Below are 14759 nucleotides of genomic sequence, written 5' to 3' on the forward strand. Positions count from 1 at the left end.
GGGTGCTTCCGGGGGCCGGTGGCGGGAGAATACGTTCCGTGATCGTCGACTGCGCCATCTACCGCGACGGACGCCGTACGGAGGGGCCCGCGGACTTCTCCGACGCCCTGGACGAGTGCCGTATGTCGGGGAACGCCTTCGTCTGGATCGGCCTCTACGAGCCCACCGAGAAGGAGTTCGACAAGGTCACGGAGGAGTTCGGGCTGCACCCCCTGGCCGTCGAGGACGCCCTCAACGCGCATCAGCGGCCCAAACTGGAGGTCTACGACGACTCGTTGTTCATGGTGCTCAAACCGGTGGGCTACGAACCGCACAGCGACACCGTCTCGGCCGGCGAGGTCATGATCTTCCTCGGGGACTCCTTCGTGGTGACCGTGCGGCACGGCGAGGAGTCGCCTCTGGCGGCCGTGCGGCACCGGCTGGAGGCGGAGCCGGACATGCTTCGGCACGGTCCCACGGCGGTGCTGTACTCGATCACCGACGCGGCGGTCGACCACTATCTGGAGGTGGCGGGCGAGCTGGGGACCGACCTGGAGGAGCTGGAGGCGGAGGTGTTCTCGCCGACCAGCGGGGGCTCGCGGCACACGGCGTCCCGGATCTACAACTTCAAGCGCCAGATCCTGGAGTTCCGCCGGGCCACGGGGCCGCTCGCCCAGCCCCTGACCCGGCTCGCGGGCGACGGCCTCTTCGGCGTCCGGGTGCCCTTCGTGCACGAGAAGGCGCAGCCCTTCTTCCGGGACGTCAATGACCACCTCACGCGGGTGAACGAGTCGGTGGAGGGCCTGGACCGGCTGGTGTCGGACATCCTGTCGGCGCATCTGGCGCAGATGAGCGTCCGGCAGAACGACGACATGCGGAAGATCTCCGCGTGGGCGGCCATGGCCGCGGTCCCCACGATGATCGCGGGGGTCTACGGCATGAACTTCGACCACATGCCCGAGCTGCACTGGGTGTGGTCGTATCCGGCGCTGATCGCGGGCATGGCCGCCTTGGAGGTCTTGCTGTTCCGGCTCTTCAAGAGCCGGGGTTGGTTGTAGTTACGCGAATTCGGGGGCCGAGGTCGCCGGGCCGCCCAGCGCGTCGCGCCGTTCCGGCATCTTCAGGGACACCATGCGCCGCCAGCCCGCGGCCCGCTCCCAGGCGTACACGCCGTGGATGCCGGCTGCGAGCACCGCCGACTTGGCGCGCGGCCAGCCGAGGATGCGGCCCATGTGGGCCATGACGGCAAGGCTGACGTCCCGGTAGATCCGGATCTCCGCCAGCGCGCACTCCCTGAGGGCCTGCTGGATCGCGCGGCCGTGACCGGCGTATGCGAAGCGCAGCAGCTCCTCGTGGCAGTAGGCGAGGTGGTTGTCCTCGTCGTTGGAGATCATCTTCACCGCGCGGCCGAGGTCGGGATGGTCGCCGAAGTGCTTGCGCAGCAGCTCCATCTCCTCCGAGGCGCGCTGCTCGGTGACCCTGCTGTGGGCGAGGTAGGTGACGATGTCCTGCACGGTGAGCCGCTCCTCGCCCTTGAGCTTCTCGTGGGCCAGGCCGATGCCGTGTCGCTCCAGGAGCATCGTGTAGTCGGTCTCGTGCGGGACGGGGACGGGTTCCAGGCCGCGCTTCTTCAGCAGGGCGTTGAAGATCCGCCCGTGCTTGTCCTCGTCGGCACCATGGCGGGTGATCTTGGGGGCCAGTTCGCGCTCGCCGTCCGGAACGAGCGCGGCGATGCGGGCGTTCTCCCAGCCGCCCTGGGACTCCCCGCTCGCGGCGATGGAGCAGAACAGGGCGAAGGACTCGTCGTTGTCGAGGATCTCCTGGAACAGACTCTTGGCCGAAAGCATCGTGAGCACCTCTCTGCATGCCTCCGCGGGACTCCGCAAAGAACGAGTCAAATGCGGCGCGAGGGGTGCTGCAACAGATGTGTCGGACAACTCCGCCAAAAGGAGGACCACACGCGTCACTACGGGGGCGTAACCACGCGGCCCCGGGCGCGTTGTTCTGCGTGACGGCCGTGGCGGGGAAGACCCCCGAGCCCCCACCACGGCCGCAGAAACTTCCCGCCGCTGTGACGACAGGGCCTAGGCCAGTCCGGCGCGCTCCAGGGCCTCGGTGCCGGCGCGCAGCGAGGCGAGGCGCTCGTCCAGGGTGAAGCCCGCGGGAGCGAGGGTGAGGGTCGTGACACCGGCCGCCGCGTAGGCCTTCATCCGGTCCGCGATCCGGTCGACCGAACCCAGCAGGGTGGTCTTGTCGATCAGGTCGTGCGGTACGGCGGCCGCGGCGCCCTGCTTGTCGCCGGACAGGTACTTGTCCTGGATCTCGGCGGCTTCCTTCTCGTACCCCATGCGCTGGGCGAGCTGGTTGTAGAAGTTCTGCTTGCGGCTGCCCATGCCGCCGACGTACAGAGCGGTGTAGGGGCGGAAGGTGTCGGCGAGCGCGGCGATGTTGTCGCCGAGGGCGAGCGGGAGGGTCGGGCAGACGTCGAAGCCGTCGAGCGTCTTGCCGGCCTTCTCACGGCCCGCGCGCAGGTACTTGATCGCGGTGTCCTCCAGATTCTCGGCGGAGGGGAAGATCAGCAGCGCGCCGTCGGCGATCTCACCGGTCTGCTCGAGGTTCTTCGGGCCGATGGCGGCGACGTACAGCGGGATGTGCTCGCGGGTGGGGTGCACGGTGAGCTTGATGGGCTTGCCCGGGCCGCCGGGCAGCGGCAGCGTCCAGTGCTCGCCCTCGTGGCTCAGCCGCTCGCGGCTCATGGCCTTGCGGACGATCTCCACGTACTCGCGGGTGCGGGAGAGCGGCTTGTCGAACTTGACGCCGTACCAGCCCTCGGAGACCTGCGGTCCGGAGACGCCGAGGCCGAGGCGGAAGCGGCCGCCGGAGAGCGAGTCGAGGGTGGCGGCAGTCATGGCGGTCATCGCCGGCTGCCGGGCCGGGATCTGGAAGATGGCCGAACCGACGTCGATGCGCTCGGTCTTGGCGGCGACCCAGCTGAGCACGGTGGCGGCGTCGGAGCCGTAGGCCTCGGCGGCCCAGCAGACGGCGTAGCCGAGGCGGTCGGCCTCCTGGGCGACGGCGAGGTTGTCCCCGTCCATTCCGGCACCCCAGTAGCCGAGGTTGATCCCGAGCTGCATGGCCGATTCCCCTTACTGATCAGTAACGTCCTTGTTGCCGAGACCTTAGCGCGGTGAAGGGCGTGGCGGGGAGGGTGGCGGGGTACGGCACACCCTCATGTCGTTGATGGGAAAACTGGTTATCCACAGGCCCCCACGCGACAGGTTATGGCCAGTAATCTCGGCGTCCATGGAGCAGAGGCATCTCGGCCGGACCGGCCTTCGTGTGTCCCGTATCGGACTCGGCACCCTCACCTGGGGCAGGGACACCGACGACCACGACGCCGCGGACCTCTTGAAGACGTTCTGGGAGGCCGGCGGCACGCTCGTCGACACGGCGGACGTGTACGGGGACGGAGAGGCCGAGTATCTGCTCGGACAGCTCATAGAAGGGCTGGTGCCGCGCCGGGACCTGGTCATCTCGACCAAGGCGGGCAGCGTGCCGGACCCGGACCGCCGGTTCGACGGCTCCCGCGGGCATCTGCTCTCGGCCCTGGACGCCTCGCTCGCCCGGCTCGGCACGGACTACGTCGACCTGTGGCACATCCACGCCTTCGATCCGGAGACCCCGCTGGAGGAGACCCTCCAGGCCCTGGACATCGCGGTCAGCAGCGGCCGTGCGCGGTACGCAGGCGTCTCCAACTTCTGCGGCTGGCAGCTCGCGAAGGCGGCGACCTGGCAGCTGGCGGCGCCGGGCACCCGGACCCGCCTTGCCAGTACGCAGATGGAGTACTCGCTGCTGCAGCGGGGCGTGGAGCGCGAGGTGCTGCCCGCCGCGCTGGACCTCGGCATCGGGCTGCTGCCCTCCTCGCCGCTCGGCCGCGGGGTGCTCACCGCCAAGTACCGGGACGCCACACCGCCCGACTCCCGGGGCGCCTCGGAGCACTTGGCGCCGTTCGTCGCGCCGTACCTCGACGACACGGCGAGCCGGATCGTGGACGCCGTGCAGACCGCGGCGGACGGGCTCGCGGTGACCCCGCTCCAGGTGGCGCTCGCCTGGGTCCGGGACCGGCCGGGCGTCGCCGCGCCCATCGTCGGCGCGCGCAACGCGCAGCAGCTCACGGCGGCATTGTCAGTGGAGGCCCTTAGTCTTCCTGACGAGATCTGCAGGGCGCTCGACGATGTGTCGGCGCCCGTGCACCGCTATCCCGATCACGACTGGAGCACGCTGTGAGCACGGAGCCCGAGACCACGGGGGACGCCGAACCGGGGACGCCGGGCGCGAAGGCGGCACAGGAGGACTCCGGGACCGACGAGGCCCAGGCCGCCCGGGCCGCCGCGCCGACCGAGAGGGCCGAGGGCGGCACAGGACCCGAGGACAGCGCAGGACCCGAGGACAGCGCAGGTACCGAAGGCGGCGCGGACGCGGCCAAGTTGTCCGAGGCCGAGGCCGAGTTGGCGGCGCAGCGGCTCGAGCGGGAGCGGATCGCGCGGCGCAAGGCCGAGAAGGCGGGGCCCATCGAGGCCGGGACCAAGCTCAGCGGGACGGCCGCGGATCTGTTGGCCGCCGTACGGGCCGTGGAGAGCGGTGCCAAGCCCCCGGCCACCGTGTTCGCCGAGCCCGAGCCCAGGCGGCCCGCCCCGGAGCCGGTGCGGCGGGCGCAGCCCGTGGCGGTCGAGACGCCGGTGGTGGCCGCGCCCGAGGCCGTGGAGGGCGTACGGCTGGTGCTCGCCGAGGCAGGCGCCCCGGCCACGCTCGCGGCGCAGGTCGCCGCCGTGCTCGGTGAGGGCGCTGACGACCAGTTGCGGGCGGATCCCTGGCAGTTGCTGCGGGTCGGCGGGGTGCGGCCCGAGCAGGCCGACGGGTTCGCGCGGGCGCTGCTGGGCGCCGAGTGCGGTCCGGACGACGAGCGGCGGGGGCGGGCGCTGACCGTCTGGCTGCTGGAGCAGGCGGCCCTTGCGGGGCATACGGCCCTGGAGCTGCCGACGCTCACCGCCGCGCTGGCCCGGCAGGGGGTGCCGGATCCCGATGCGGCCGTGCAGAGCAGCCTCGCGGAGGGCGATGCGCTGGCCTTCCAGGACGCCCTGGACGAGGAGCCGGTTGGTGTGGAGGAGGGCGAGGAGAGCGAGCGGCCCGTTCGCGTCCTCGTCGGGCTTGAGCGGTACGCCCTGGCCGAGGAGAGCCTCGCCGACGGTCTGGGCCGGTTGGTCAACTCCGTGCCCAAGCAGGACGGTTCGGCGCAGGCCTGGGACGAGGCCGCCGCCGCGGCCGGTGGCTCCGCGGGCGAGCTGATCCGGGCGGTCGCCGGGCATGCGCTGGTGCTGCACACCGGCGGTACGGCCTCGCTTGCCGAGCCCGCGGCACTGCTGCGCGCGGCGCGGGGCATGGGACTGCGCGCCTGGGCTGCCGCCCACAGTCCATTGGGCCAGGAACGGTTCACGGCACTGCTGGCGGAGGGGGCAGGCGACGCAGCGGCGTCCGGCGTCGTGACCGTTGCCGGGCTGCTGGCCGGGGGTGAAGGGCCCGGGCGGGACAGTGACGGGGCGTTGGATCTCGATCTGCTGGTCGTGCTGGACGCGCCTCAGCTGGACGTCGAGGTGGCCGCGCTGGTCGCCGAGTCGCTGCCGGACGGGGCTCGGCTGGTGCTGGCCGGTGATCCGGGGGTGCTGTGGTCCGTGGGGCCCGGGCGGGTGTTCGCGGATCTGCTGGGCGCTCGGGTCTGTCCGCAGGTCGCCTCCCGGCAGCCGGACCCCGGCCCGCTCGGCGAGCTGGTCTCGGGCATCGGCGTCGGCGAGTTGAACCAGGTCGAGGCGCCCGGCAAGGAGGTCGTGATCGTGCCGGTGCGGGACGCCGGCGAGGCCGTGCACCGGACCGTGCAGCTCGTCGCCGACTCGGTGCCGCGCGCGATCGGCGTCCCGCCCGAGGACACCCAGGTGATCACCCCGGGCCACGGCGGCGCGGCCGGCACCCGCACGCTCAACGCCGCGCTCAAGGAGCGCCTCAACCCCGGCCCCGGCCGCTTCGGTGGCTTCGACCCCGGTGACCGGATCGCCTACTCCCCCGCCCCCGGACGTACCCTGCCGGGCCGTGTGGTGACGGCCGACGCCGAGGGGCTGCATCTGTCCTGCGCGGGCGAGGACGTCGTCGTACCGAAGGAGCGGGTGGAGCAGTCCGTGCGGCACGGGTGGGCGCTCACCGCGCATCAGGCGGTGGGCGGCCGGTGGCCCGCGGTCGTGGTCGTACTGCCCGGGGACGCGGCGGGGGCGCTCAGCCGGCCGTGGGTGTACACGGCGTTCGGCAGGGCGGAACGGCATCTGTCCGTGGTGCACGGCGTGGAGCAGGCGCTGCCCCGGGCCGTGGCCGAGGTCCCGGCGAAGCCCCGGACGACCCGACTGCCGGTGCTCCTGGCGCCGCAGATCCCGACGGACAGCCAGTAGCGGCGTAGGCAGAGGGCGGCGGCCCCGCTCCGGGCCGCCGCCCTCCATGCCGTACTGCCGTACGGACCCGGCTCAGCGGTCCGCGTCGAGCGGCTCCAGCTCCTCGTCCCCTTCTTCCTCTTCTTCCTCTTCTTCCTCTTCGTCCTCTTCGTCCTCAAGCTCCGCCTCGTCGTCGGTGTCGTCCGCGTCGAGCTCGTCGTCGAACACCGCGCTGACGTCGAACCGGCAGACCACCCGCTGCGGATCGATCTGCTCGAACGGCGCCTCCAGCCACTCACCGGGATCGGCCGGCTCGTCGGCGGCGGTCACCCACAGCGTGGAGTCGCCCTCCTCCAGGCCGAACTCCTTGTGCCGGGAAGCGATCTCGTCCGGTTCGAACTCGCCGAACAGAAGGCCCAGCGCTCCATGGACGGTGCCGGAGGCCTCCCCGTCCGTGCCCTCGTCGTAGTCCGCCGCCTCGATCCGCTGTGCCTGGGCCAGCAGCCGCTGCGGCTCCACCACGGCGTAGTCGCGGCGGATCAGCACGCTCAGCGCGTTCGGCTCCTCGGGGCCCGTGTACGGAGGCATTTCCTCCGTGCCGGGGATCTCGAAGGGCGTGACCTCGTCGTAGCGGTCGTAGAGCAGCTCGTCGTACGCCTCTGCGGCCGTGGCCAGCTCGTTGAACGCCTCGTAGACGGCCGGGTCGTCCTCACCCGACCTGCGTTCGACCGCGGCGAGATGGCGGTCGAGCGCGGTCTTGACCGCCTCGGCGGCGGCGCGTACCTCGGCAGCGGTGGGCTGCGCAGCATCAGACATAGTGCAGACGCTATCCGTACCGAGCCCCAGCCCGCACAATAGATGCGATGCCGGAATACGAATTTGTCGACGTGTATGTACCGCGCGGGGTCTCCCGCAAGGACGCCACACGACTGCTGACGGACCATGCCGAGTACGGACACTGGGAGTTGGACCGCCTGAGCCTGCTGCGCGACGGAAGCCGCAGGGTGCGGCTGCGCCGGAGGATCATCCGCCAGGTGCGCGCCACGTGGTGAGAGCAGACGGAGACGGAGCGGGCCCCGCCAGGACGGCGGGGCCCGCTCCGTTGTGCGCGGCGCCTCAGGCCGAGGCCCGCGCCTTGCGATAGAGCACCGCGCCCGCCAGCAGTGCGCCCGCACCCATGGGGAGGGCGAGGCCCAGCGGCAGCTCACTGCCGGTGGCGGCGAGCGAGGCGAGGCCCTCGGGCTCGGTGACGGACCGGGCTCCCGGCAGGTCGGCCTGCGAGGTGCCGTCGGGTGTCACCGCACCCGGCTTGCCCGGGGCTCCGGAGCGGGACGGCCCCTCCGGATTATCGCGATCGCTCGGGTTACTCGGATTGCCCGGATGGTTTCCGGAGTCGCCGGGGTTCTCCGGACCTCCGGGATTCCCCGGGTTCTCCGGCCCGCCCGGATTTCCGGGCTGCTCCGGCGAACCCGGAGGGTTCTCGTGCCCACCCCCCGGCGGCTGGTGTCCCCCGCCCCCACCGGATCCGCCGCCGTTCGCGCAGTCGTTGTCGGTGGTGTAATTGCCGATCCCGACCACGTTCACGCTGTTGCCGCAGACATTGACCGGCGCATGCACCGGCACCTCGACATGGTTGCCGGATGCCACGCCGGGCGAATCGGAGGCGTGGCCGCCGGAGTGCGCGCCCCCGGAGCCGCCCGAGTCGCCGTAACCCCCGTGCGAGCCGCCCCCCTGATTGACGCAGGTGTTGCCGACCGCCGGGTTGAGCACCCCGACGACATTGACCGTGTTTCCGCAGGCATTGACCGGTGCGTGCACCGGCGCCTGGACCGTGTTGCCCGACAGCACTCCGGGCGAGTGCGAGGCGGAGCCGCTCGCGCCCGAGTCGGCCTGGGCGGTCCCTCCCGCGGCGGCGATCACACCGGTCGCCGCCGCCATGGTCATCAGGCCCTTGCGGGTGACCTGTCGCATTGCTGAATTCCCTGCCTTCCCCCACCTGACCAACGCGAAAAGACCGGTCGGTCCCGGAACGCATGGCAAGCGCTCCGGGACCGACGGTGTAGAACGAAACCTCAGAAAGGCAACGTCACTTGTTGACGCAGGTGTTGCCGAAGGCGGGGTTCAGCAGCCCGATCACGGAGATCGTGTTGCCGCACACGTTCACCGGGACGTGCACGGGAACCTGAACCACGTTGCCGGACAGGACACCCGGGGAGTGCACGGCGGCACCCTGGGCACCGGCGTCGGCGACGGCCAGACCCGCACCCGCGAGAACGAGACCGCCAGTGGCAGCCGCAGCGGCGACGACCTTCTTGATCATTATTCCTCCTTGTTGGCAATGCGATCCCAAGTAGCGGATCGCATCACCAGTAACGAGGAGGGGCTAATAGAGCTACGACCCTATGAGCGCATTCACTCTTCCCATTCACCCCCGTACGCGCGGGCGAATAGTGAAGTCTCGTTTCAGCGGGCGAAATCAGGACGCGTCAAGGAACCGGTCGAGCACCCGTACGCCGAACTTGAGCCCCTCCACGGGCACCCGCTCGTCCACCCCGTGGAACATGCCCGCGAAGTCCAGCTCCGGCGGCAGTTGGAGCGGCGCGAAGCCGAAGCAGCGGATGCCGAGGTCGTCGAAGGACTTGGCGTCGGTGCCGCCGGAGAGCATGTACGGCACGGCCCGCGCGATCGGGTCCTCGGCGCTCAGCGCGCGCTGCATGGCGTCGACGAGCTTGCCGTCGAAGTCGGTCTCCAGGGCCTTGTCGGCATGCACGTCCTCCCGCTTCACCCGCGGGCCGAGCAGCCGGTCGAGATCGGCGAGGAACTCCTCCTCGTAGCCCGGCAGAAAGCGTCCGTCGACGTGCGCCGTGGCCTGGCCGGGGATGACGTTGACCTTGTAGCCGGCGCCGAGCATGGTGGGCGCCGCAGAGTTCTTGAGGGTCGCGCCGACCATCTTGGCGATGCCGCCGAGCTTGGCGAGGGTCTCGTCCATGTTCTCGGGGTCGAGTTCGGTGCCGAGCGCGTCGGAGAGCTCGTCGAGGAAGGACCGTACGGTCTTCGTCACCCGCACCGGCCACTTGTGCCGCCCCAGCCGGCCCACGGCCTCGCACAGTTCGGTGATGGCGTTGTCGTCGTTGGTCATCGAGCCGTGGCCCGCCGTGCCGTCGACGGTGAGCCGCATCCAGTGCATGCCCTTCTGGGCGGTCTCCACCAGGTACAGCCGCAGGTTCTCGTTGACGGTGAAGGAGAACCCGCCGACCTCGCCGATCGCCTCGGTGACGCCCTCGAAGAGGTCCGGGTGCTTCTGGACCAGGTACTTGGCGCCGTAGGTGCCGCCCGCCTCCTCGTCGGCGAGGAACGCGAGGACGATGTCGCGCGGCGGCTTGCGGCCGCTGCGCAGCCGGTCGCGCACGACGGCCAGCGTCATGGCGTCCATGTCCTTCATGTCGACGGCACCGCGGCCCCACACACAGCCGTCCGCGATCTCGCCGGAGAAGGGGTGGTGGGTCCAGTCGGCGGCGTTGGCCGGTACGACGTCGGTGTGGCCATGGATGAGAAGCGCGGGCCGCGAGGGGTCCTCGCCCTCGATCCGGGCGACCGTGGAGGCGCGCCCCTTGTGCGACTCGATGATCCGCGGTTCGAGGCCCACCTCGGCGAGCTTCTCGGCCACGTACTCCGCGGCCTTGCGCTCGCCCGGGCCCGAGTGGTCGCCGTAGTTGCTGGTGTCGATCTGGATCAGCTCGCGGCAGAGGTCCACGACCTCGTCCTCGCCGGTGGCGCTCCTGGCCGTGTCCGTCCCGCTCACGCTGGTTCCTCCCACTGTCACTGCTGGTGGTCCCCCTCATCCTCCTCCCGCGACCGGTCCACGCCCAAGACCGCCCCCGGCCGTCACACACCGTTCACGGCAGACCAGGGGGGTGATCGGCCACTGTCCGGAGCCTGGTAATGTTTTCTCTGTCGCCGCGAGGGAAACCGCGCGGGACAAACACCTTGTCCGGGTGGCGGAATGGCAGACGCGCTAGCTTGAGGTGCTAGTGCCCTTTATCGGGCGTGGGGGTTCAAGTCCCCCCTCGGACACCAGTAGTTACAGCAGTCGAGTGCCGGCCGGGAGCGATCCCGACCGGCACTTCGCGTTTGCCTGGACGTGAACACGCACCGGAGCCGACCTGGCGCTCTCTGTGGGGCATCTCTCCCGGCCGCACAAAACGCCAGGTCACCGCCGTGGCCATGTCACCCCGCAGCCCCGAGAGGCCCGCCCCGAGTGGCAGTTGGAGGGGGCCGGACCTAGCGTCGTACTAAAATTTCCGGCTTGTTACGGAGCTGGAGACAACCCCAGGCAGACCTGCGGGCCCGCCAGCGCCCCGGAGGCTTCCGGGATCGAGACGCGAGGACCCGATGGCAGCCATACACGAGAGCAGTGCTCTCGGTCTGCTCGACGAAGAGATCCGCGAGCGGTTCGGTGATACGGCACGATTCTCCGGAGGCCCGGCGGCCTCTCCGCGCACGCTCGTCGACATTCTCGACGCGTCCGTCCGGTCGTACCCGGACGAGCTCGCCCTGGACGACGGTACGACCCGCCTGACCTACCGTGCGCTGGCCGCCGAGGTGGCGCGGGTGCGGCGGCTGCTCGCCGATGCCGGGGTCGGTCTCGGCGACCGGGTGGGTGTGCGGGTGCCGTCCGGTACCAATGACTTGTACGTGGCGATCCTGGCCGTCCTTGCCGCGGGCGCCGCATACGTTCCCGTGGACGCGGAGGACCCGGACGAGCGGGCCGAGTTGGTGTTCGGGGAGGCGGACGTACGGGCCGTCATCGGGGCCGGACACGAGATCACCGCCCACAGCAGGTCGGACATCCCCGCCGGGCGGCCCGGTGTGGAGCACGACGCCTGGATCATCTTCACCTCCGGTTCGACCGGCAAGCCCAAGGGCGTCGCCGTCACCCACGAGAGCGCCGCCGCGTTCGTGGACGCGGAGGCCGCGCTGTTCCTGACCGAGGACCCGATCGGCCCCGCTGACCGGGTCATGGCCGGACTGTCGGTCGCCTTCGACGCGTCCTGCGAGGAGATGTGGCTGGCCTGGCGATACGGGGCCTGTCTGGTGCCCGTGCCCCGGTCGCAGGTGCGCAGCGGCGCCGATCTCGGGCCGTGGCTGGTCGAGCAGGAGATCACCGTGGTCTCCACGGTGCCCACCCTGGCCGCGCTCTGGGAGCCGGACACCCTCAACGACGTACGCCTGCTGATCTTCGGCGGTGAGGCCTGCCCGCCCGAGCTGGCGCAGCGTCTGGTGACCGAGGGCCGCGAGGTCTGGAACACCTACGGGCCGACCGAGGCGACCGTGGTGGCCTGTGCCTCGCTGATGTCGGGCGAGGAGCCGATCAGGATCGGGCTGCCGCTGAACGGCTGGGAGCTGGCCGTCGTCGACGAGGCCGGGGAGCCGGTGCCGATGGGCGGCAGCGGTCAGCTGGTGATCGGCGGGGTCGGGCTCGCCCGGTACCTGGACGCCGAGAAGGACACGGAGAAGTACGCGCCGCTGGAGTCGCTGGGCTGGGAGCGGGCGTACCGCAGTGGTGACCTGGTCAAGGCGGAGCCGGAGGGGCTGATCTTCCTCGGGCGGGCCGACGAGCAGATCAAGCTCGGCGGGCGGCGGATCGAGCTGGGCGAGGTGGACGCGGCGCTCCAGGCGCTGCCCGGCGTCGCCGCCGCCGCCGCCGCGGTGCGCACCGCCCGCAGCGGCAACCAACTCCTCGTCGGATACGTCGTCACCCAGGACGGCTGGGACCACGCGGCCGCCGTCGAGAAGCTGCGCGCCGAGCTGCCGGCGGCGCTGGTGCCGCTGCTCGCGCCGGTCGAGGACCTGCCGACCCGCACCTCCGGAAAGGTCGACCGGAACGCGCTTCCCTGGCCGCTGGAGAATCTCGAAACCCCAGACGCCGCCGAGCAGCTCTACGGCACCGAGGCCTGGCTCGCCGAGCAGTGGACGGAAGTCCTCGGCATCCCGGTGACCAGCGCCCGCGACGACTTCTTCGCGATCGGCGGCAGCAGCCTGGCCGCCGCCCAGCTCACCACGAAGCTGCGCACCCGCTATCCGAGCGCGGCCGTCCTCGACATCTACCAGCAGCCGACGCTGCGAAAGCTGGCGCGGCACCTGGAGGAGTCCGCGCAGGACGACGGCTCCCAGCGGACGGTCACCCCGGTGCCGAAGCGCGCGCAGGCGGTCCAGCTCCTTGTACTGCTGCCCCTCTTCACGCTGCTCGGGCTGCGCTGGATGGTACCGCTCGCCGCGGCGGGCAATGTCCTGACCGCGTACTCCTGGCTGCCGACCGCCCCGTGGTGGCTGGTCGCGGCCGGTGCGCTGGTGTTCTTCAGCCCGCCCGGGCGGCTCGGGATCGCCGCGGGCGGGGCCCGGCTGCTGCTGCGGGGCGTGCAGCCCGGCCGGTACCGGCGCGGGGGCGGTGTCCATCTGCGGTTGTGGGCCGCCGAGCGGCTCGCGGAGTTCAGCGGGGCGACCTCGCTGACCGGGTCCTGGCTGGAGCGGTACGCCCGTGCGCTGGGCGCGAAGGTCGGGCAGGACGTCGATCTGCACTCGCTGCCGCCGGTCACCGGCATGCTCAAGCTGGGCCGGGGCGCGGCCGTCGAGTCCGAGGTGGACCTGTCCGGGTACTGGCTGGACGGCGACCGGCTGGAGATCGGCCCGGTCAAGGTGGGCGCCCATGCCGTCGTCGGCACGCGCAGCCTGCTCTTCCCGGGCGCCCGGGTCGGCAAGCGGGCCGAGGTGGCACCCGGCTCCGCGGTGACCGGGACGATTCCGACCGGTCAGCGCTGGGCGGGCGCGCCCGCGGTGAAGCTCGGCAAGGCCAAGCGGAACTGGCCGAAGGACCGGCCGCACAAGGGCACGTTCTGGCGGGGCATGTACGGCCTGAGCGGTCTCGCCCTGAGCGCGCTTCCGGTGCTGTCGGGGGCGGCGGCGCTGGCCGTGGCGTACCCCTTCGTCGACGCCGACGCGCCGCTGCGGGGTGCCCTGCTCGCGCTGGTTCCCGCGACCCTGGCCTTCGGGCTGACGTACGCGCTGCTGATCCTGATCGCCGTACGACTGCTGAGCCTGGGCCTGAGCGAGGGCACGTACGCCACGCACAGCCGGGGCGGCTGGCAGGCCTGGACGGTCACGCAGCTCATGGACCGCTCCCGGGAGACGCTGTTCCCGCTGTACGCCGGTCTGGCCACGCCGGTGTGGCTGCGGCTGCTCGGCATGCGGATCGGCAAGGGCGCCGAGGTGTCCACCGTGCTGGCGCTGCCCGGGCTCACCACGGTCGGCGAGGGCGCCTTCCTCGCCGACGACACGCTGACCGCGCCGTACGAGCTCGGCGGCGGCTGGGTGCGGATCGGGCGCGCGGAGATCGGGCGGCGGGCGTTCCTCGGCAACTCGGGGATGACGGCGCCGGGGCGGAGCGTGCCGGACGACGGTCTGGTCGGGGTGCTGTCCGCGACGCCGAAGAAGGCGAAGAAGGGCACGTCCTACCTGGGCCTGCCGCCGGTGAAGCTGCCGCGCAGTGCGAGCGACGGGGACCAGAGCCGGACGTACGACCCGCCGGCGCGGCTGCTGTGGGCGCGCGGTCTGGTGGAGCTGTGCCGGATCGTGCCGGTGTTCTGCTCGGCGGCCCTTGCCGTGCTGACGGTGGCGGCGCTGTGCGCGCTGGGTGGCTGGGCCTGGCTGCTGGGCGGGGTCGTGCTGCTCGCGGCGGGCGCCGTCGCGGGGCTGGTCTCGATCGTCGCCAAGTGGGCACTCGTCGGGCGGCACCGCAGCGGGGAGCATCCGCTGTGGAGCGGGTTCGTGTGGCGCAACGAGCTGGCCGACACCTTCGTCGAGGTGCTGGCCGTGCCGTGGCTGGCCGGTTCCGTGCCGGGTACGCCGCTGATGACGGCGTGGCTGCGCGGGATGGGCGCACGGATCGGCAAGGGCGTGTGGGTCGAGAGCTACTGGCTTCCGGAGACGGATCTGGTGACCCTGGAGGACGCGGCGACCGTGAACCGGGGCTGTGTGCTGCAGACGCACCTCTTCCACGACCGGATCTTGCGGACGGATACTGTGGTCCTCCGTGAGGGCGCGACGCTGGGTCCTGGCGGAATCGTCCTGCCCGGCAGCACGATCGGGGCCCGCACCACGCTGGGTCCCGCGTCGCTGGTGATGGCCGCGGAGTCCGTTCCCGACGACACGCGCTGGCTGGGCAACCCGATCGAGTCATGGCGGCGCTGACCGCTCGTGCGGCGTCGGGGGACGAGGCACGTCGTACGAGCACAGCGCAGGGAGCAGACGCAG

The 14759-nt window shown here is 71.5% G+C and carries 11 protein-coding genes and 1 tRNA gene; 6 read left to right on the forward strand and 6 right to left on the reverse strand.

Annotated elements, in window-relative coordinates:
• The first annotated feature begins 38 nt into the window (after nt 1-38).
• Nucleotides 39-1037: a magnesium/cobalt transporter CorA gene (gene corA, locus OHT76_RS08960; RefSeq protein ID WP_328870218.1), complete on the forward strand. Its 999-nt coding sequence runs from the start codon at nt 39-41 to the stop codon at nt 1035-1037.
• Here corA and OHT76_RS08965 read toward each other — a convergent pair whose 3' ends face one another.
• Together OHT76_RS08965 and OHT76_RS08970 are read right to left on the reverse strand one after the other, a co-directional pair.
• Nucleotides 1038-1826, reverse strand: coding sequence for a ferritin-like domain-containing protein (locus OHT76_RS08965; protein ID WP_328870219.1), 789 nt, complete (start codon nt 1824-1826; stop codon nt 1038-1040).
• A gap of 237 nt (nt 1827-2063) precedes the next feature.
• Nucleotides 2064-3113 carry an LLM class F420-dependent oxidoreductase gene (locus OHT76_RS08970; protein WP_328870220.1) on the reverse strand — a complete coding sequence of 350 codons (1050 nt, stop codon included), beginning with the start codon at nt 3111-3113 and terminating at the stop codon, nt 2064-2066.
• 169 nt (nt 3114-3282) lie between these two features.
• On the opposite strand from OHT76_RS08970, the gene OHT76_RS08975 reads away from it, so the two are divergent.
• Together OHT76_RS08975 and OHT76_RS08980 are read left to right on the forward strand one after the other, a co-directional pair.
• Nucleotides 3283-4266, forward strand: coding sequence for an aldo/keto reductase (locus OHT76_RS08975; RefSeq protein ID WP_328870221.1), 984 nt, complete (start codon nt 3283-3285; stop codon nt 4264-4266).
• Nucleotides 4263-6470 carry a helix-hairpin-helix domain-containing protein gene (locus tag OHT76_RS08980; protein ID WP_328870222.1) on the forward strand — a complete coding sequence of 736 codons (2208 nt, stop codon included), beginning with the start codon at nt 4263-4265 and terminating at the stop codon, nt 6468-6470. The genes OHT76_RS08975 and OHT76_RS08980 overlap by 4 nt, the downstream gene beginning before the upstream one ends.
• Nucleotides 6471-6542: 72 nt before the next feature.
• Here the strand turns inward: OHT76_RS08980 and OHT76_RS08985 are convergent, their stop codons facing one another.
• Nucleotides 6543-7265 carry a hypothetical protein gene (locus OHT76_RS08985; protein ID WP_328870223.1) on the reverse strand — a complete coding sequence of 241 codons (723 nt, stop codon included), beginning with the start codon at nt 7263-7265 and terminating at the stop codon, nt 6543-6545.
• Nucleotides 7266-7312: 47 nt separating this feature from the next.
• Here OHT76_RS08985 and OHT76_RS08990 point away from each other — a divergent pair, with 47 nt between their 5' ends.
• The gene (locus tag OHT76_RS08990; protein ID WP_005485166.1) at nt 7313-7501 is read left to right on the forward strand and encodes a DUF5703 family protein; all 189 of its coding nucleotides are present in this window, start codon (nt 7313-7315) and stop codon (nt 7499-7501) included.
• Nucleotides 7502-7565: 64 nt separating this feature from the next.
• Here OHT76_RS08990 and OHT76_RS08995 read toward each other — a convergent pair whose 3' ends face one another.
• From OHT76_RS08995 to OHT76_RS09005, 3 genes are all read right to left on the reverse strand, one after another.
• Nucleotides 7566-8420, reverse strand: a complete 855-nt coding sequence (locus tag OHT76_RS08995; protein WP_328870224.1) for a chaplin — start codon at nt 8418-8420, stop codon at nt 7566-7568.
• A 115-nt stretch (nt 8421-8535) separates the two neighbouring features.
• A complete protein-coding gene (gene chpH, locus OHT76_RS09000) occupies nt 8536-8769 on the reverse strand; it encodes a chaplin ChpH (protein ID WP_328870225.1) in 234 nt (77 codons plus the stop codon).
• A gap of 156 nt (nt 8770-8925) precedes the next feature.
• Nucleotides 8926-10251: a M20/M25/M40 family metallo-hydrolase gene (locus tag OHT76_RS09005; RefSeq protein ID WP_328870226.1), complete on the reverse strand. Its 1326-nt coding sequence runs from the start codon at nt 10249-10251 to the stop codon at nt 8926-8928.
• A gap of 187 nt (nt 10252-10438) precedes the next feature.
• Here OHT76_RS09005 and OHT76_RS09010 point away from each other — a divergent pair.
• Together OHT76_RS09010 and OHT76_RS09015 are read left to right on the forward strand one after the other, a co-directional pair.
• Nucleotides 10439-10526 (forward strand) — tRNA-Leu (locus tag OHT76_RS09010).
• A gap of 315 nt (nt 10527-10841) precedes the next feature.
• Entirely contained in the window at nt 10842-14696 is a 3855-nt protein-coding gene (locus tag OHT76_RS09015; RefSeq protein WP_328870227.1) for a Pls/PosA family non-ribosomal peptide synthetase, read from the forward strand.
• Nucleotides 14697-14759 lie beyond the last annotated feature (63 nt).

The sequence above is a fragment of the Streptomyces sp. NBC_00287 genome (assembly GCF_036173105.1).
Lineage (GTDB): Bacteria > Actinomycetota > Actinomycetes > Streptomycetales > Streptomycetaceae > Streptomyces.